We start from the raw sequence: 17,686 nt of genomic DNA, 5'->3' as shown, positions 1-17,686 counted from the left end.
TGTACTTTTATGCCTTGATTTCCTGACCGTTCTTGAAGGTGAAGCGGATGTCGTCAGTGCTGTAGACTGTTGCGTATTCTACAAGACTATTCCAGCTGTCAATGCTGAACTCTTCCAAGGAGTCCGGCAGCTGCTTGAAGGTTTTGAGGAAGGATTCGTATTCAGCTCTTTGTAGTTGCATCTGTTGCAGGTCGGCCATGACCTGTTCGAGCCTTGCTTTTGATTTGTCGAATTTTGTCGAAAGGCTGTCGTAGCGTTTCTGGTATTCGGTTTGGTCTAGGGCAACGGTAGCATTTTCTCTAATGGCGGCTTGGACCATCTCGGAAATAAGCTGTGTCTCTTCGAGCAGCTCATCCTGTTCTTTTTCCAATACTGTGGTATCAAGGATGGCGGACATCATTTCTTCAGCATCGGCAATGACACTGTCCTTGCAGGAGAGCAGCTGGTTTGCTGCGGAAAGGAATGCTGCCTTGATGTCATCTTCGTAAAGGTGAGGCGTATCGCAGCGCTCATCATTATCGAATTTGTGATTGCATTGCCAGATGACCTTACGGTATTTGCTGTTGGAATGCCAGACCTTTGAGCCGTACCAGCTTCCGCAGCAGCCGCATTTTATTTTAGTGGAGAAGATGTGAACTCCACTGTGGTATTTCTTGCCTCGACCTCGCTTCAATATCTCACGCTGGACCATTTCGAATACTTCCGGCTCGATAATGGCTTCGTGGTTATTCTCTACATAATACTGTGGGATTTCTCCTTCATTGACCTTGGTCTTCTTAGTAAGGAAGTCAGTAGTGTAGGACTTCTGCAAAAGGGCATCACCTTTGTACTTTTCGTTTGTGAGAATGCTTTTTACAGCTGATTGGTTCCAGTTTGTTTTGCCGCCCGGTGTCAGGATGCCGTCATCGGTGAGCTGTTTTGCTATCCCGTGATAGGTCATTCCCTGAAGGAACATACTGTAAATTCGTTTGATGGTAACGGCCTGTTCTGGATTTACTACAAGGTTTCCGTCTGGGCCACGGTCGTAGCCAAGAAATCTCTTGAAGGGAACGGTGACCTTACCGTCTGCAAATCGCTTTCGCTGGCCCCATGTACAGTTCTCTGAAATGGAGCGGCTTTCTTCCTGTGCCAGTGAGGACATGATGGTAAGCAGCAGCTCGCCTTTGCTGTCGAAGGTCCAGATGTTTTCCTTCTCGAAGTAGACTTCTACGCCTTTTTCCTTGAGCTTACGGATGGTAGTCAAGCTGTCTACCGTGTTTCTGGCAAATCGGCTGACCGACTTGGTGACGATTAGGTCTATCTTGCCATCAAGGGCATCAGCAATCATATTCTTGAAGCCCTCTCGACGTTTGGTGCTGGTTCCGGTGATACCTTCATCGGTATAGACATCCACGAACTCCCAATCGTCACGGCCTTTGATGTAGTTGGTATAATAATCAATCTGCGCAGCGTAGCTGGTGAACTGGTCATCATGGTCGGTGGAAACACGGGCATATCCAGCAGTCCTGCGCTTTTTCTGTTCTGTAATCGGCGTAGCTGTAAACTTTGTCAGCGTAGCCGGTATGGTTTTTACTTTCCTGTTGACGCCCAATATTTCTCACTCCTTATCTTTTTCATTTTGTCGCTCATTTCTTGTTTGCGCTCATCTGTCCAGCGCTCCTTCATGAGCCGTCGCATATGCTCTTTGTATTCCTCGGTATGCTTGTGGCCTCGACGCTTTAATGGCTCCCATGTCCTGACGATTTTGCTTCCATCCTTCATGTGGATGGTCGCCTCATAAGTATCGGTCATATAAATGGCTTCAATCTTATCGTGGAAGGCATCAGCGTCAAATTCGGGTGTACCAGCAGCATCGGCTATAAATTGTTTTGCTGTCTCTTCTGGCAGCTTGCTTTTATTTCCGCAGCTGGTTCCGTTTACACAATGCCAGTAAGTGAATTTTGTGCCATCCACATAGGTTCTGGATTGTCTTCGGAAGTTACCGCCACAGTTAGGGCAGCGGAAGTAGCCGGTGAATGGATTCTGGTCTTTTTTCCTGAAGTTCTTACCTTTATGAAGTTCGCCCCAAGCCTTACGACGCTCATCAGACCAGCAATCTGTTCTGGCAGTGGATTTCCACTTGTGGTTTACAATATGGCCATCATAGAAGTAGAAGTCCAGCTGGTCGTCACCAACAACTACAATCTTTTCAACCTTATCCAAGAAGACATCCTCGTCAAATTCTGAAAGGCCAAGAACAGTAGTACAGCACTGTTTGAGCGTCTTTTCCGGGATAGTTTTGGCGCTACAGGCCTTCGCACCTTTGTCGCTCTTGCTGCGGCATATCCAGACATAGTAAACTTCGTCCGGATTCTTGCGTTGGCGCTTTCCACTGCGTCGGTAGCTCATGCCGCATTTGCTGCATTTTACCTTGCTGGTAAAGCAGGTGGTGTTAATGCTCCAGTTTGCAAACACACCAAGGGACCTGCGCCTTTTGATTTCTTCTTGGACCGTATCGAAGGTTTCTTTGTCGATGATAGCCTCGTGGGTGTTCTCAACATAATACTGTGGCAACTCACCCTTATTCTTTCTGGTTTTCTTTGTCAGTGGGTCAACCACATATTCCTTTTGAAAGAGAAGGTTACCAGTGTAGGTAATGTTTCCAAGAATCTGGCGGATGGATGTATTTCCAAAGTGCTGTCCCTTATAGGACTTTACACCCATTTCTTCGAGCTGCTTTTCTGTGGCCTCAGCGGAGAGACCTTTGAGAAAATTGTTGAAGATGAGTTTTACGATTTTGGCTTCTTCTGGTTCAATGACAAGATGGTCACCTTCCCAGCGATAGCCGTAAATCATAAAGCGACCGTTTGGAATTCCCTGTTCGAAACGTTTTCTGGTGCCCCATTTGACATTGTTGCTGATACTGATGCTTTCTTCCTGTGCAAAGGATGCCAGAAGCGTCAGCATGACCTCGCCATCGCCGGAGAGTGAATTGATGTGTTCCTTTTCAAAGCGGACTTCAATTCCAAGCTCCTTTAGGTGACGGACTGTCTGGAGAAGGTCTACGGTGTTTCTTGCAAAACGGGAGATGGACTTGGTAAGAATAATGTCTATCTTGCCAGCTTCGCAATCTGCCATAAGCCTTTGAAATTCTTCTCGATTTGTTTGTGTGCCGGTGATACCGTCATCTGCATATACGCCAACGTACTCCCATTCAGGATTGCGCTGAATCAGTTCACTGTAGTAACTGACCTGAGCTGATAAAGAATGGTGGAGCCTCTCTGTTTCCATTGAAACTCTGGCGTATGCAGCGACCTTTTTTCTGGTCGGCAGCGTCGGTATCTTTGGCTCGATTTTGTTGATTTTTCGCATGAAATCAGCTCCTTTCCATTACTATACATCACTCTAAAAGGCTATATAGTCAAGCCATCTGTGGCAAATAATGTACCCAATAGTGGCTGGTATTTTTCCAGCATCTTTGTATCAATTATGGCGTACTGTTCAGGGGTAATGAGGCCCTTGTTGAGCATATTCTGGAAGAGATTCATGCTTGCCTGATAGCGTTTTTCACGCTCGAATTGTTCATCAGTCATTGGTGCTGCCGGTTCCGAATCGGTCGGTGATGTAGCAGGCGTGAGAACAGTATTTTCTTTTTGCATTGCCATAAGCAGTAAACTCCTTTCCGCAGCAGGCGCAGGTAAAGGAGTAGATGGCTTTCTTATTCACCATATCCTGATGGCTGTTCCACCACTTAACACGGCACTCATTGCTGCAAAACTTGATAGGCTTTCTTCCGGGAGTCTGGGTCAGCGGCTTTCCGCAGCAAAGACAGCAATCACTATCTGGACGACTACTAACTGTGCGTTCTGCTTTTGTACCGGAGAGATTATTTCTTCTGCAATAGGCTGACACCTGATTCTTCGTAAGACCGAGAGCTTCAGCGATGGTGGCATAGCCGTATCCTTTCTCTCTTAGAAGATGTATCTGTTGTTTCTGTTCGCTTGTCATAGCTTGCCTCCAATCTGAGGAAGTTCCTCACTACTAAATGGAGGCGAGATAGCGGTTTGGCCGAAAAAAAGATAAAATTATCTGCCTCCACTATCCAATGGAGGTGAAGTGAGCTTTTGAGCCATCAAAAATAAAAAAAGAGGGCCTGCAGGAGAAAACTCCCACAGACCCTGTGAAAAGGTGTGCCTTATAACTTCTTTGCAAAATCGAGAGAAATCCATCCAGCTCCGGATTTCAGCTTGCCCCAGAGGGTAGCACCTTCACCCTTGGATTCCTGAACGATTGTAAAGATTCCCTTGCCAGTGAACTGACCGGTTCTTCCATAGTTGGTACCCGGTCCTTTGCGGATATTCAGATTAGAGATATCAATCTGAACTTTATAGGAAGTATCCTTGGAAGGAGTGGGTGCCGGTGTGGATACAGCTGGGTAGACAACATTGCCGGAAGCATCAAATACCTTGTAACCGGAATTCTCATCTGCTTTTTTCTTGGCATTGGCCAGTACCTTATAGGCACCCAGCTGACTCTTGGAATCGGACCAAGTTTTGCGGACACGGTACATCTGAGTTGCTGGCTGCTTTGTACCTCCATCAGAAGGAGCAGAGCCAGAGCCCATAGCTGCTTTTACATCCTTACGGAATCCAGCCATCGTGTAAGAAAGGCCAAGACCTCTCCAGAGATGTTCCGGGTCTCCGTGATTGGAGGCAATGCCACGGGCATGACCTTCTTTATGAGAAATGATGACGCCATCAGCAGTAGGATTCAGCCCATACTGCTTGCAGAGCATTGCGAAAAGCTCTACGGCAGCGTTGTAGGTTCTCTTTGCAGAAGCCTTTGCAGTTGCAAGGTCGCTGCAGGTAAAAGTAGAGCCACCGGTGTATTTGATGCAGGCAGGTTCACACATTTCAACACCGATATGAGTATTGTTTGCTGCACCACCTGCATGCCAGCCACGATGATTCCAAGGAAGTGTCTGATAGACAGTGCCATCGTTACCATCAATAAAACCGTGGACGCAGGCATTATTGTAGCTAGGGCTGTTCCAGTTGTTAATGAAAACGGATGCCCTTGGCTGAGGACATCCGACGGAGTGGAGCATAAGTCCTTTTACAGTGATTTTTCTTCCTGCGGTATAGCAGGGGTTCTTTGTAAGAATAGATTGTACGAGCTTCATTTTATTCACCATCCTTTGCGCTTCTGTCGTGAAGCTGTTCTAATACGACTTTGATTTTTTCAGGGACCGGAAGTCCGAGACGAGCAGCGTTTTCCAGAATGCTGACACCTTCATTGGAAATGTAGAAGAAGATGACCGCTGTACGAAGAACACTGCCAGAGCCGATGACGTGAGCATCAAGAATACTGCCAATGCCAACGAGCAAGAAAATAAGCACCTTTCTACAGATACCTTTGAAGCCGACCTCGCTGGAGAGGGTGTGATTACTAATGGCGCACATGACGCCAGTGACATAGTCGATGGCTACAAATGCGATGAGTGCGTAGAGCAATCCATCCCAACCTCCGAGGAAGTAGCCGAGCCAGCCGCCAATGCCGGTAAAGACGAGTTGAATCGTGTTCCAGAATTCTTTCATTGATAAGTACCTCCATTTCTGAAATTAGATATAAGAAAAGCAGCTACCATCTGATAGCTGCGGATAAAAATTAAGCAGTCCTTTTCCACATGTAGCATGTGATATAGGGCTGCAGGTTATTGTGGGCACTGCCGGAACCAGCTGCGGCAGTGGAACCAGAGACAGTGTGCGAGTGAGAACCGGCGCTGGTAGTTGTCTTGTTGCTGACAGCAGTATAGCCGGAAGTGGCGTCGATAAGCACTCGATTGCCACCGCTGGTACCCCATGAGGCTTTCTGGTTCTTTAAGTCATGGGTATGCCCACCAGCGTTTGCTGTTGCCAGCGTACCTTTTGCATGCGTATGAGAAGGCATCTGCGCTGTGGTCAGTGTGACAGTAGAAGCACCACCTGTTTTTTCTACTGTTGCAAAGTTTGTGTCGTTTGCATTCACACCGACTGGAACACGGCCCGTTCCCCAAGCCACCCAAGTGCCTCCAAAGTAGGTGGAAGGGTTGGTATTCTTGACACTCATGTAGATACTTCCGACAGGATAAAGAGCACCTGTGAATTCCTTGATGTAATCCTTCAGCAATTTGCCGTAGACCTTTACATCCCATTTTTCAGATACCTCAAAGCAATTGTCTGTTTCAGATACCTTACCAACGGCCACACCCTTGCCACCACTTTTAAAGTCCATGACTACCGATGCCGTAGATACGATGTCAGTGATGCTGATAGTTGAGAATGCATCCTTCAAATCATAGCGGACCTCATAGGAGGTCTCGGTGGAAATCTTACCGCCACCAAAGGTGAAGGCCGTACCGGAATTGAAGCTGGCAGAGGCATTGGTCCACGTGCTGCTTCCGGAGACTCGGTAGTAGGTGGAGCGAGTCACTGTATTCTTGGAGCTGCAGGAAGCAAAGCTGTAGGATACCGTTCCTTTGATGTAGGTTCCATCATCGGTGAGCGTGCCTCCACTATTACAACGCTGTGAGTTGTAGGAACTAAAAGAAGGTGGACTGTAGGCAATGACAGAAATCGACACGGTTGCTGCAGCAGAGGTTCTTCCTCTGGAGTCTGTTACGGTTGCTGTGAAGGTAATCGTTCCGGATGAGTTAAGGAAGCCTGTCGTGAGTGAACTCTGTGTTCCAGAGTAGCCGCCACCACTGATACTGTAGGACTTTATAGTGGAACCGTAGATTCCAGCAGCACCATTTATCGTTAGCGTTGCTTTCGACTTCGACTGCACATAGATACCCCAAGCGGCAGGGACAGAGCCGTCCACACGAGTAGCAGTCAGACTGCTGATGGTAGGCTTGACGGAGGAAGGAACCGTCAAAGTTAGCGTGCAGGTTTTGGTTCCAATCTTAGATGAGCCATTGTAGGTATCGCAGGTAATCGTACAAGTACCGCTTGTCGTGCTTGGTATCTGATTTGCCAGTGTGAGAGCTGGTGTCCATGATACCGAGGTAGAGGTGGTCTTTGTCGTGATGGTACCTGTAGAATTGCCAAAGGCATAGGTCAGCGTATGGGTGAAGGAGGAAGAAGCCCTTGAGATAGTAATCGTTGTGGCGCTTCCCATATTCACTGAGGTGGCTGTTACCGAGGAGGCTCTTGGAATGGTATTCAGCGTATGTGTTCCACTTGCTGAAACACTGACTGCATAGGTATAAACACCGGCCTCGCAACTCAGATTGAAGGATTTTGTACCATCCGAATTATGAGCGATGGTCAAAGAGCCGGAGGCAACAACAGTGCCATTTTTCAGCTGGATACGGTTATCCGTAGACGATGAATAAACCGTAGTACCATTGATAACAGCCTTAAATCCACCAGACATGACCCAGCCGCTTGCAGAGCCAGAACCTTTGAGGGTCCATGCAATAGTTGATGTATTGTTTGCTATATTCTGACTGGACAATGTCCAAGAGAGAGTAACAGAGCGGCCTTCTTTCTGGCCGGTTGTAATACTTCCGCTGGAAGCCATAATGAATCACTCCTTTACGATGCCGGGCCTCTCCATTTGATAGAGAGGTTACCGTTACTTCTTGGGATAAAATCAAACCATCCTCTGGTCTCATTTCCAAGGGATAGTTTGTTACGAATCTCCGCATTGGTGATGACCAAGCTGTTATTGGAGATATATGCGATTTTCTGACCGTTCTCTTTGAAGGCCAGTTCATTGTTGGAGAGCTCGGCAGTGAAGGCGTTTCCGACCTTGCCAAGCTCAATAAGAGCTCCTTTGAAGCGGATATATTCTTCAAGGAGCTCTTGATTGGTAGCGATATTGTCCTTCAGTTCGTCTGTGATAGTGGAGAAGTCCATACGGATTTCGCTACTGTTTTGTGTAATCGTAGATTGGAAATCCTGCTGGATAGTTGCCATTTCCGAGCGTGAGATATAATCTTCACGGACAGCGAGACGAATCTGCTCTGAGGATTTTGAAATCTCCGAATAGCACTCACGCACATTTTCCTGAAGGGCTGCGATGTCATCCTCGTATCCAGCAACATTCTGGAAAGAGGCCTGACAGGAAGTGATAAGTGCCATAGGACCACCTCCTAGTTGGAAATATCACACTGCAGTGTCAGCAAGCTGTCGATATCGGCAGCGGAGAGATAGATGACCTTGCCAGTCTTACCAAAGGTGACTGCATTGCCATCCTTATCCTGTGCATACCAGTTATAGGTCAGAGACTGCTTTTCTGTGGCATCCGCCCAAGCGCTGCCAGAATATTTCTGGAGCGTGACGGTCTTTGCTGAGTGACTGATTTTATACCAGAAGGCACCGGTCGCAGGATTGGAAGGTGCTGTCTCACTGATAGGGCCGAGCAGCGCATCCACTTCCTGCTGATTGGTGCGGACGATAACGTAAGGGCAGACACCACCCTGATTGTTCTTTACCGTAAAGCCTCCGATAGAAAGAAGCTCAGATACATACGGGTCAGATTTATCTTCAACAGTGATGACATCTACATAGGACTTGCCGCCATAGGTCATCGTGCAGCGGTAGGACTGAATGTTTACGATGTCGCTTCCAGAGACCGTCAAGGTAGCGGAGGTCGCACCGGAGATATTGGTCCATTTGCCGCCAGTGTACTTTGCCCACTGATAAGTAGCACTGGTGATAGCAGTCGTTCCAGAATAGGCAGAGGTTGCAAGTGACAGGCTGCCGGACTGGTTCATCACGATAGTGCCGTTTGGCGCATAAACGGAGAAGACAACAGCACTGGTACCATTACTTCCTCTGGTGGACTTGGCCCATGCAAACTTCTTCACAACTGTTTTTCCAGAGATAGTGAAGGTCAAATCAACGGTACCGTTGACCACATTTGCACCGCCGAGTGTAGCAGATGCTGCAACAGAAAGAACGATGGAACCAGCAGCAGATGCAGTTGCCGCAGTATTGGTCTTTAGGGTCATACCAGAAGGCAGCGTTCCAACGGAGCAGGTACAGGCAGTCTGTGTGATGCCAACATATCCGGTAAACGGAATCGTGATATCAAGAGCTGCAGTTGCTGCACCAGAAGAGGAGCACGCAATGGTCTGGGCCTCATTACCGAGAATGATAGAAAGTCCGCCGGTTCCTGCTGCACCCGGAGAACCCGGAGAGCCTTTGCTGCCGTCATACATCTTGGTAATAGAAATGGTGTCATAAACATCTGCATCGTCTGTAAGGAGCTTGATTTGAGCGACATTATCGACGAATACGGTGTGCGCAGGCTTTACGACGAGCGTTCCACCCGTGATGCTGGTATTGTCGGAGGTTGTCGGATAATCTGCCCATGCACCAGAGCTGTTTTTATACTGCCACTTGGAAATGGAGACACCCTGAATCTGAGCTGTCAAGGTTGCCTGAGAAGCACCAACGAGCGCAGAAGAAGCATTGTACTTGAATACATAGGTATCCGCTGTCACATAGGCGAGCTTTGCGTTCTCTGCATTGCGCACCAAAGTGTAGGTAATATCCGATGTGATATTGACCGTGTTCTTGGTCTCGGAATCGTAGTAGCTGATATAGCAGATGTAGGTAATCATCCCGGTGGAAGAGGTAGCCAGCACATTGCTGTTGACCTTCAGGATTCCTCCGGTAACTTTCTCATTGGAATTCAGTGCTGTCTCAGCGCCGCTTCCGTCCTTACGTTTCCATGTAATAGTCAGACCAGAGGAGTTAAGAGCCACATTGGTCTGGTCAAGGAAAACGACCGGCGTCAGTGTAAGATTTGTGCTGACCCAGCTTGGTGCGTAGGTGTGAGGCAGCACATTCGGGTTTTCGCTCTGCGTCTTAGGCAGATTGGAAGTGATATAAGCCGACAGCTTTCGTTGGTCTGTAATGTCCACGAAGGTCTGCTGGCTGGAAGTTAAGATTGTAGGCATTTTCTGGCCCTCCTTTATACAGATACTTCACAGTAGAAGGATGCATTATCCTGTACATCCTCTGTGGTTACGATGATTGATTTCATTCCAGTGTGGGTGGAATCCCACTGTGCATCCGATTCCTCATTACCGGATTTCCTATGCCAGACAAAAGCAGTATCCGGAAGAGTTGCAGTGATATCCTTATCCCATGAGTACACCTTGCAGGAAAGACGACTATTCTGGTCTTTGTCCTTAAAGATGCTGACGCCATCCACGATGAGCTCCGTGCGGTACATCTTAGAAGCAGCGATGCCATCGACCTTACCGGAAATACCCTCAATAGTAGCAGTCTGACCGAGCAGTTCATCTTCGATGGCTGTAAGGTTTTCATTTTGCTTTGCAGAAATCGTAGTCAGCTTGATACCGCTGGCTCCAATGGTGATGGTGTTGCCAGAAGGATTTAAGTAATCTACGGTCTTGCTCATGCAGGCGTAGCGCCCATCAATGCCATGAGGCAGAGACAGGCAGTCCACAAATTGTCTGGCGTGGATGCTGCCGATATCAGCTCCGGTGTCTGATTCATCTACAATGGTCAGCTCCATGCTTGTGATACCGGCGATAAGCTCTGCCAGACGAGCATTGGCTTTGCGGAGCAGGTTTCCCGGAAGCGTGACATTTTCCCAGACTTCCGTGGTCCATATCCAGCCGATTTCTTTTACAGCGGCATCATCGTAGATATAATTTTGGCCACCGTTTACAGAGGTGATGTCGATACGTTCATCGGATTCGACCTCATTTCCTTCTTCATCGGTGGTCTTTTTCTTTGCCCCAAGTGGGATGAGAGCAGTGATTCGCTCTGTATGGTCACGGGTAATTTTGACATCCATGAGGTTTTTGCCATATTCCACAGTCTGGATAGAATGAACATTGAACTCAGCAAGGTAATCCAGAATCTTCCCGGAATCTGTGTAACGGACCATCAAGTAGCCGCCATGCGTATTGATGAGCTTACTTTTGATGGCATCCAATGTGCAGGAATACTCGGAATTGCTGTAGCTGATATAGTCGTTGTTATCCGTGACGGTGATATTACCAAGTTTGAAACGCTTCTTTTCTTCAACGGCCTTATTGTGCACGGACAGGAAATACTCCAGCAGGCCTTCGAGGGTCCCCTTATAGGAGAAGGGCGGCTGCTGACTATCCTTGAGATAGGCAAGAGCCGACTCACAGGTCCAAGTATGCGTATTGTAAAAATCGCTGCCGTCATTTAGAGCACGGCCTTCAAATACGGTGTTGTCATCCTTTTTGCAAACAATGGTGGATGCCATCGGGTGGATGGAATCCAGATAAGGATGATTAAAAGGGGCAGACAGTGTCAGGCTGTCGATGTTTTCTGCATCCTCGGTCATCTTTGCTTCTGTAATAGCAAGCTGGGATAACTGCGGATGATAGAAAAGCTGACCATCAACATATATACGAAAGATACTCATAGGCGTCCCTCCCTGAAGCGGAAGGTCGTCGTACCGGTTCCTTTGATGGTGACGGTATTCCTGCCAGCTTGTAGCTCAAATTCTGGAAGCGTCCAAGTGCCAGCACTGAGAGACTTCCTAAAAGTATCACTGCCGATGCTCCAGCTAAGAGCTGTTTCTGCTGTGGTCGTGATGACTGGGACCACAGGCATAAAGTCATTTTCGATGATAAGAGTGCCGGAACCAGTCAGGTTAACGACCGTCTCATCAATGTGATAGCGATAAGAGTCGGCATCCTCACTGGCAATCACCAGCTGACCTTTTCCGGAGATAGGGTCATATTCCGAAGTAATCTCCAAGGTTCCGATAGCATAAAGCTCAGGTTCTTCGCTGGTCGATACCTTTACGAGCTGACCGGCATAGCGGTTTGCTATCTCAGCAATCATCTGGTCATATTTTGTTCTGGTTCCCAGCATGGAAAACGTCAAAGAAAAGCTCCGAGGCTGATACGATACACGCCCCAGAGCTTCTGTATAACGAATGGGAGAATTCCTTCCCGGCACCACAATCGTATTGGTTTGCGACTGCGGCACGGGAAAGGAGATAGTTTCTCGGAGCCAGCCCATGCCAGCGACTGATGCTCCGTTTAATCTGATATCAGGTGTCATAGACTGAGCCTCCTTTGTAGTTTTTGGGCTTTGCCAAGCTCACCGTCGATTGCCGGGAGCAGATGGCCTACGAGTGTACCGTCCTCAAGGTAGATACCCTTGCTGGAATTATCTGCGATGACCGCCAGATATTTTTCCATTGCACTGGTATTGAGATGATTGGAAATCATCGCTTCCAGCTGCTTGTAGAAACCGGCCAGAGGAAGGATTGCTTCTGCACCGGCCTCACCACCAGCCATCAAGGAAGAACCGTTCATACCAAAGATGGTAGGGCTGGTCATGATACCACCTTCCTTATACCAATCGATAGAAAGGTGAGGAACAGAAGGCGGAGCGATGGAAAGTTTACCGGATACCCTGAAATGTGGCAGCTTGATATGCGGCAGTGAAATCTTCATGCCAGAGAAAAATCCTTTGATGGCATCCACCACACCTTTGACCTTGTTCTTTGCAGCCTCGATAGGAGTAGTGATAGCAGATTTTATACCGTTCCATACCGAGGTGGCGGTCGATTTAATTCCATTAAAGATACTGGTGACAGTGCTCTTTACGGAATTAAATACACTGGTGACCGTCGACTTGATAGCATTGACCGGAGTCGTGACTGCAGTTTTTACTGCATTCCACACGGTGGTCGCTATGCTCTTTATCGCATTGAATACCGTCGTTACGACAGATTTGATGGCATTGACGACTGTGGTCACCACCGTTTTTATTGCATTCCATACGGTAGTAAAAACGGTCTTGATGGCATTCATCACGGTGCTGATAACGGATGCCACTGCATTGATGACTGTTGTTACCTTGGATTTAATAGCATCCCAGACTGCGATGATAATTTCTTTACAGTTCTCCCAGATAAAGCGGAATGGGAGAGTGATGATATCAACCGCAGCTTCCAGAATAGAACCAATCAGCATGATGCCTGTCTGAACGACGTTTTTAATGATCTCCCAGATTCCAGTGAAGAAGGAAACGATGCCATTCCAGATTCCTTCAAAGAAGGTCTTTATATTGGTCCAGACCTCATTCCAGCTAGTGCCAAACCAGCCGAGTACGACATCTGCAACACCCTTGATGACATTCAGGATATTGGTGAAGAAGCTGCTGATTCCGTTCCAGATGGAAGAAAAGATTTCCTTCACGCCAGTCCATGCCTGAGACCAGTTTCCGGTAAAGATACCGATAAAGACATCAAGGATACCAGTGATGACACCAGTCACCGTGGAGAGGATATTGGCGATGTGATTAAACACTCCTTCAAAGATAGGAGCGAGAATCTGACAAAATCCATCCCAGACTGTTTTTAGTACATCTACGATATCTGTAAACTGAAATCCTAGCGCATTTAGTCTGTCTACGATTCCTTGACAGAAGCCAGAAATAGTATCTTTGATACGATTCCATGTTCCGATAATGGCATCACGGAAACCTTCGTTGGTCCTCCAAAGATGAACAAAGGCGGCCACCAAAACAGCGATGACTGCAACAACTGCCAACACGGGAGCAGAGACTCCACCAAGTGCAGCGCCCAGCTTACCAAGGACACCGGTTCCGCCTTGGATGGCGACTTTTAATTTGCTGACGCCATTGGCCAGTTTTACGAATCCCTGCATTGCCACACCGATTTTCGATATGGTCGTTCCGATGATAATTAGCAGTGGTCCGATGGAGGCGACCAAAAGCGCAATGGTAACAACGGTCCTTTTGGTTCCTTCATCCATGCCGTTTAGCTTGTCGACGAAGCCTTGGAGCTTCGAGACGATAGAACGGATGGCAGGCATCAGGATATCACCAAAGGAAATGGCAAGCTCCTGAAGCTGTGATTTTAAGATGGTGAGCTGACCAGCAAGATTGTCCTGCATGGTCATAGCCATCTTTTCTGCGGAACCGTCACAGTTATCGATTGCAGAGGATAGCTTCTCGATATCGCCCTCGCCAGCATTCATCAGAGCGAGGAAGCCAGACATGGCATTCTTACCGACAAGGGATTCTGCAGCTTGTGCCTTTTCAGATTCCGTTAGGTTTCCGAAAGCAGAACGACAGTCAGCCAAAATATCGGAAAGGTCACGCATGGAGCCATCCGCATTTGTGGTGGCGATTGTGACATCTCCGATAGCCTTACCACTAATTTTTACATCACCGGCAAGGTTATTCATGATAGTACGAAGGGCGGTACCTGCCTGAGAAGACTTGATACCGGCATTGGCCATAAGACCGATAGCTTCAGCTGTATCCTCAGCAGAGAAACCAAGTGCGCCAGCGATAGGAGCACAGTATTTGAAGGTTTCACCCATCATGGATACGTTCGTATTTGCATTGGAAGATGCTGCAGCGAGGATGTCAGCAAAATGGCCGGAGTCCTTTGCAGAAAGTCCGAAAGCAGTAAGGGCATCGGTCACGATGTCAGAGGTTGTTGCTAGGTCTTCACCAGAGGCAGCAGCCAAGTTCATGACACCTTCGATACCGCCAAGCATATCCTCCGTTTTCCAGCCAGCCATTGCCATGTAGTTCATGGCAATGGCTGCTTCTGTTGCAGAGAACTTGGTTTTGGAACCCATCTCACGGGCTTTGCTACGAAGGGCATCGAAGTCCTTACCTGTAGCACCAGAAACAGCAGCCACCTGACTCATAGCGGAGTCAAAGTCAGCTGCTGTCTTTACTGCGGCGACACCAACACCACCAATTACAGTGGTGACGCCCATCATCTTTTTACCAGCACCAGCGATGGAGTTACCAACGGCCTCCATCTTCTGACCAGCCACATCTATTTTAGAAAGCGCAGTGCTTGTAGTGGCAGCTTCCTGCTGCAGGCGTCGTAATTCTTCCTCAGTCTCTACGATTTCACGCTGGAGAGCGTCATATTTGTCCTGACCGAGTTCGCCGTTTTCCAGCTGTTGTTTTGCCTGCTCCTGTGCTGCCTTGAGGGAATCCAGCTTTTCTTTTGTGGCTCCGATGGCATCTTTTAAGAGTCGTTGCTTCTGAGAGAGTAGTTCCGTATTGGAAGGGTCCAGCTTCAAGAGGCGGTTGACGTCCTTCAGGGCAGACTGCGTGGATTTGATTGAAGTATTGACCGACTTTAAGGCTTTATCTAGGCCGGTCGTATCACCGCCGATTTCAACAGTGATACCTTTGATTCGGTTTGCCACGTGTACGTCACCTCCTTAGAATTTATCGAAGTCCTCCTGTGTTGCGATTTGCTGATATTTCACATCGTCGTTTGCCTTTTCCGTCCAGATGTCCATCACCATTCCGATGGTTAGAAGGTCAAGGTCTCGGATGGAAATACCGATTTCTATGCAACGCAGGAGGAACAACGGTGTGGTCATTTCCCTGCTACTGCGATGAAGTTTTTTTTAGATTCGATTTCGGTCTGAAGATTCATGCCCCAGAGTTCAAGAATCTCTGGAAGCACCTCGTAGATAGAGAACATCTCGAATTCATCCAGCCAGTCCTCAATGGTGGCAGGAATGCTGTGGTCTGCATGATAGGCCATGATATAGGCCACGTTCTCGAAAATCTCCAAGTCCTCAATCTCGAAGGAAGAACCATCATCCGAATTGCCCTTGTAGGAAGACTCAAGGCGTGAAAGGTCCTTGAAGATGTCACGCTTGAACTTCATACGATAGAGTCTGGGGATGGTAGCAGAGGAACGGAACTTGACCTGCTTATCACCGATAGCGATTGTTTTTTCTAACATGTCTTGCGTCCTCCTTATCCTTCTGTCTTAGGTACCGGCACATAGACCTGCTGATACCAATTCTTATAGGTTTCTGCGTCAGTCTCATCACCGGTGCGGCTCTTTACAAGACCATCTTCTCTAGGGTCAGCAGTAAGCGTGAGCTTCTCCTTACCCGGTTCGATGGTATCTTCCTTGGTCTCAGACTCGATGGACGGACGAGAGGAAGTGCAGTTATAGAGCACATGACGGATGCTTCTGACATCGCCATCAAACTCGAAGAGCAAAGCAAACTTCTCAAGCTCGGTGATGTTTGCGTTCTCAATAAGCACGCCATTGTTGTCCAGTTCTTCCTTCAAGATTTCTGTACGGAACCATTCAGGAATGAGTGCGATTTCCAAATCACCGCTGTAACCGTTGTTTGCAGTGGAACGGAAATATACAATACCGTCAGCATAGAACGGAGAGCTATCACCCTCGGCATCCAAGCTGATGCTGACTGCGCCGGGGATAGCTTTCGGCTTTGCGTAGGTAAAGGAGCCGTCCTCGCCACGAGTGAGCTTGGCGGCATGAACATTTTTCAGGTTATATTTGACTTTATTACCCATGTTGATTAAACCTCCATTTCAAATGTGTAGAGGACTTCATAGAGCTTCTCGCTCTCAATCCAGACCTCTGTTTTATTATAAAAAATGCCGTGCTCATCAAGCACAGCTTCCAGTGTTGCTTCCAATGCTGGGTCCTTACTATCACAGTAGAGCTCGATATGGACCTCACTTACTTTGTAGTAGACACGGCCATCTGCGGAGAAGTTATCGCTTCCCGGAAGCAGGTAGCAGATGAAGGGTGGATTTGGCGATTCGCCCTCAGCAAAGTGGTCATAGGCAAAGGGCAGGGCCATCTCCGATAGGATTTGCAGTAATCTATCCATTCTTCAGACACCTCTCAATTTCAGATTCCAGTTCTTTAATACCAGCTTCCTCTGCAGGAGCGATATGGGAACGACCAGCCACACGACCACCGCCACGCTTGGCATGACCAAATTCCAGAAGGTGGGCTAACTGATAGCGATTTCTGGAATACACCGTGACCTCCAGCGATTTGGAGGTTTCCTTGGTGTTCTTCACAGACCAGCTCTTGCTGTAGGCACCGGTGTCTTTTGGAGCAGAACCTTGGATTTGCTTCTTTACCGTATTACCGGCTTTTTTGACAGCGGCCTTCATATCTACTGTGGCGAGGTCTGCATATTCGGTCAGTTCCTTCATAACGGCATCAGCAAGGCCATCAATCTTAACTTTCTGGGCCATGTCATCGCCTCACTTTCTGGCAGGAGAGCTTGATGCATTTCCTCTTGAAATTCATGTGGTCTACAGCCAAGATGTCGTATAACTCGCTTCCAAATTGCACCCGGTAACCAGTAGAGGTGAGGGCTGCAGCTTTCTTACAGTAGCGGATAGTGAAATCAATCTTAGAATCATCGACCACAAGACCGGCATCAGTGGATTCCTTTCCGGCTTCCGCACTAACAGTGGCATAGCAGGTGTAGTAGTCTTTCCAAGCGTTCTTTCGATTTCCGATGGCATCCGAGATGACCTCATTCTTCTGGATGAAGATACGGACATTGAGTAGCTCGATATTCATCAGAAGGCCTCCTTTCTGGAACCGAAGAGAAGAGAGCGCAAAGTCAGTGTCAGAGCATGATGGTCTGCTTCCTCACGGTGCTCGTAGAGATAGGCCACAGCATAATAGACTGCGGGCTTTGCGTTTTCGCTTTCTTCAAAGGCATCTTCATCTTGCCTTGTGATATCCATGCAGAGGCGTGTAGCCGATGTGATGAGCGTTTCGATGAGGGAATCGTCATCGTCAAAGTCCACTCGGAGATACTGTTTCATTTCTTCTAAAGTGACAATCATCGTTATCGCCTCCAATCATAAAATGAGGCAGCGCCACCCGGAGA

General features: G+C 47.9%; 17 protein-coding genes. All 17 read right to left on the bottom strand.

What is annotated here, in order from left to right:
* Positions 1 to 7: 7 nt before the first annotated feature.
* Entirely contained in the window at positions 8 to 1,591 is a 1,584-nt protein-coding gene (locus EDX97_RS03675) for a recombinase family protein (RefSeq protein ID WP_128519827.1), read from the bottom strand.
* On the bottom strand, positions 1,570 to 3,351 hold the full coding sequence (locus EDX97_RS03670) for a recombinase family protein (RefSeq protein WP_128519826.1): 1,782 nt from the start codon (positions 3,349 to 3,351) through the stop codon (positions 1,570 to 1,572). Before EDX97_RS03670 ends, EDX97_RS03675 begins: the two co-directional genes overlap by 22 nt.
* A 41-nt stretch (positions 3,352 to 3,392) precedes the next feature.
* The gene (locus EDX97_RS03665) at positions 3,393 to 3,644 is read right to left on the bottom strand and encodes an SHOCT domain-containing protein (RefSeq protein WP_245977989.1); all 252 of its coding nucleotides are present in this window, start codon (positions 3,642 to 3,644) and stop codon (positions 3,393 to 3,395) included.
* Between the two features lie 530 nt (positions 3,645 to 4,174).
* A complete protein-coding gene (locus EDX97_RS03655) occupies positions 4,175 to 5,161 on the bottom strand; it encodes an N-acetylmuramoyl-L-alanine amidase (RefSeq protein WP_128519823.1) in 987 nt (328 codons plus the stop codon).
* Between the two features lies 1 nt (position 5,162).
* Positions 5,163 to 5,576, bottom strand: coding sequence for a phage holin family protein (locus EDX97_RS03650; protein ID WP_128519822.1), 414 nt, complete (start codon positions 5,574 to 5,576; stop codon positions 5,163 to 5,165).
* Between the two features lie 70 nt (positions 5,577 to 5,646).
* Entirely contained in the window at positions 5,647 to 7,542 is a 1,896-nt protein-coding gene (locus EDX97_RS03645) for a DUF859 family phage minor structural protein (protein WP_128519821.1), read from the bottom strand.
* A gap of 14 nt (positions 7,543 to 7,556) precedes the next feature.
* Positions 7,557 to 8,105, bottom strand: a complete 549-nt coding sequence (locus EDX97_RS03640; protein WP_128519820.1) for a hypothetical protein — start codon at positions 8,103 to 8,105, stop codon at positions 7,557 to 7,559.
* 11 nt (positions 8,106 to 8,116) lie between these two features.
* The gene (locus EDX97_RS03635) at positions 8,117 to 9,931 is read right to left on the bottom strand and encodes a hypothetical protein (protein ID WP_128519819.1); all 1,815 of its coding nucleotides are present in this window, start codon (positions 9,929 to 9,931) and stop codon (positions 8,117 to 8,119) included.
* A 14-nt stretch (positions 9,932 to 9,945) separates the two neighbouring features.
* Positions 9,946 to 11,403: a phage tail spike protein gene (locus EDX97_RS03630; protein WP_128519818.1), complete on the bottom strand. Its 1,458-nt coding sequence runs from the start codon at positions 11,401 to 11,403 to the stop codon at positions 9,946 to 9,948.
* Entirely contained in the window at positions 11,400 to 12,050 is a 651-nt protein-coding gene (locus EDX97_RS03625; protein ID WP_128519817.1) for a hypothetical protein, read from the bottom strand. Before EDX97_RS03625 ends, EDX97_RS03630 begins: the two co-directional genes overlap by 4 nt.
* The gene (locus EDX97_RS03620) at positions 12,047 to 15,199 is read right to left on the bottom strand and encodes a phage tail tape measure protein (protein WP_128519816.1); all 3,153 of its coding nucleotides are present in this window, start codon (positions 15,197 to 15,199) and stop codon (positions 12,047 to 12,049) included. The genes EDX97_RS03625 and EDX97_RS03620 overlap by 4 nt, the downstream gene beginning before the upstream one ends.
* 176 nt (positions 15,200 to 15,375) lie before the next feature.
* Positions 15,376 to 15,750 carry a hypothetical protein gene (locus tag EDX97_RS03615; RefSeq protein WP_128519815.1) on the bottom strand — a complete coding sequence of 125 codons (375 nt, stop codon included), beginning with the start codon at positions 15,748 to 15,750 and terminating at the stop codon, positions 15,376 to 15,378.
* 14 nt (positions 15,751 to 15,764) lie between these two features.
* Positions 15,765 to 16,337 carry a major tail protein gene (locus tag EDX97_RS03610; protein ID WP_128519814.1) on the bottom strand — a complete coding sequence of 191 codons (573 nt, stop codon included), beginning with the start codon at positions 16,335 to 16,337 and terminating at the stop codon, positions 15,765 to 15,767.
* 5 nt (positions 16,338 to 16,342) lie between these two features.
* Positions 16,343 to 16,660 (bottom strand): hypothetical protein, encoded by a 318-nt coding sequence (locus tag EDX97_RS03605; protein ID WP_128519813.1) that lies wholly within the window; start codon positions 16,658 to 16,660, stop codon positions 16,343 to 16,345.
* Positions 16,653 to 17,036 carry an HK97 gp10 family phage protein gene (locus EDX97_RS03600; RefSeq protein ID WP_128519812.1) on the bottom strand — a complete coding sequence of 128 codons (384 nt, stop codon included), beginning with the start codon at positions 17,034 to 17,036 and terminating at the stop codon, positions 16,653 to 16,655. The genes EDX97_RS03605 and EDX97_RS03600 overlap by 8 nt, the downstream gene beginning before the upstream one ends.
* Position 17,037: 1 nt before the next feature.
* Positions 17,038 to 17,370, bottom strand: a complete 333-nt coding sequence (locus EDX97_RS03595) for a phage head closure protein (RefSeq protein ID WP_128519811.1) — start codon at positions 17,368 to 17,370, stop codon at positions 17,038 to 17,040.
* On the bottom strand, positions 17,370 to 17,642 hold the full coding sequence (locus tag EDX97_RS03590) for a head-tail connector protein (RefSeq protein ID WP_128519810.1): 273 nt from the start codon (positions 17,640 to 17,642) through the stop codon (positions 17,370 to 17,372). Before EDX97_RS03590 ends, EDX97_RS03595 begins: the two co-directional genes overlap by 1 nt.
* Positions 17,643 to 17,686 lie beyond the last annotated feature (44 nt).

Source organism: Absicoccus porci (assembly GCF_003725415.1).
In the GTDB taxonomy this organism is placed as follows: domain Bacteria; phylum Bacillota_I; class Bacilli_A; order Erysipelotrichales; family Erysipelotrichaceae; genus Absicoccus; species Absicoccus porci.
This window is presented reverse-complemented; position numbering and strand designations above follow the sequence as displayed.

What these genes read in the sequence shown, in the direction of transcription:
- EDX97_RS03655 (WP_128519823.1), bottom strand. Translation starts at nt 5,161, where the DNA reads ATGAAGCTCGTACAATCTATTCTTACAAAGAACCCCTGCTATACCGCA.
- EDX97_RS03595 (WP_128519811.1), bottom strand. Translation starts at nt 17,370, where the DNA reads ATGAATATCGAGCTACTCAATGTCCGTATCTTCATCCAGAAGAATGAG.
- EDX97_RS03630 (WP_128519818.1), bottom strand. Translation starts at nt 11,403, where the DNA reads ATGAGTATCTTTCGTATATATGTTGATGGTCAGCTTTTCTATCATCCG.
- EDX97_RS03600 (WP_128519812.1), bottom strand. Translation starts at nt 17,036, where the DNA reads ATGGCCCAGAAAGTTAAGATTGATGGCCTTGCTGATGCCGTTATGAAG.
- EDX97_RS03625 (WP_128519817.1), bottom strand. Translation starts at nt 12,050, where the DNA reads ATGACACCTGATATCAGATTAAACGGAGCATCAGTCGCTGGCATGGGC.
- EDX97_RS03590 (WP_128519810.1), bottom strand. Translation starts at nt 17,642, where the DNA reads ATGATTGTCACTTTAGAAGAAATGAAACAGTATCTCCGAGTGGACTTT.
- EDX97_RS03635 (WP_128519819.1), bottom strand. Translation starts at nt 9,931, where the DNA reads ATGCCTACAATCTTAACTTCCAGCCAGCAGACCTTCGTGGACATTACA.
- EDX97_RS03650 (WP_128519822.1), bottom strand. Translation starts at nt 5,576, where the DNA reads ATGAAAGAATTCTGGAACACGATTCAACTCGTCTTTACCGGCATTGGC.
- EDX97_RS03665 (WP_245977989.1), bottom strand. Translation starts at nt 3,644, where the DNA reads ATGGCAATGCAAAAAGAAAATACTGTTCTCACGCCTGCTACATCACCG.
- EDX97_RS03615 (WP_128519815.1), bottom strand. Translation starts at nt 15,750, where the DNA reads ATGTTAGAAAAAACAATCGCTATCGGTGATAAGCAGGTCAAGTTCCGT.
- EDX97_RS03610 (WP_128519814.1), bottom strand. Translation starts at nt 16,337, where the DNA reads ATGGGTAATAAAGTCAAATATAACCTGAAAAATGTTCATGCCGCCAAG.
- EDX97_RS03645 (WP_128519821.1), bottom strand. Translation starts at nt 7,542, where the DNA reads ATGGCTTCCAGCGGAAGTATTACAACCGGCCAGAAAGAAGGCCGCTCT.
- EDX97_RS03605 (WP_128519813.1), bottom strand. Translation starts at nt 16,660, where the DNA reads ATGGATAGATTACTGCAAATCCTATCGGAGATGGCCCTGCCCTTTGCC.
- EDX97_RS03640 (WP_128519820.1), bottom strand. Translation starts at nt 8,105, where the DNA reads ATGGCACTTATCACTTCCTGTCAGGCCTCTTTCCAGAATGTTGCTGGA.
- EDX97_RS03670 (WP_128519826.1), bottom strand. Translation starts at nt 3,351, where the DNA reads ATGCGAAAAATCAACAAAATCGAGCCAAAGATACCGACGCTGCCGACC.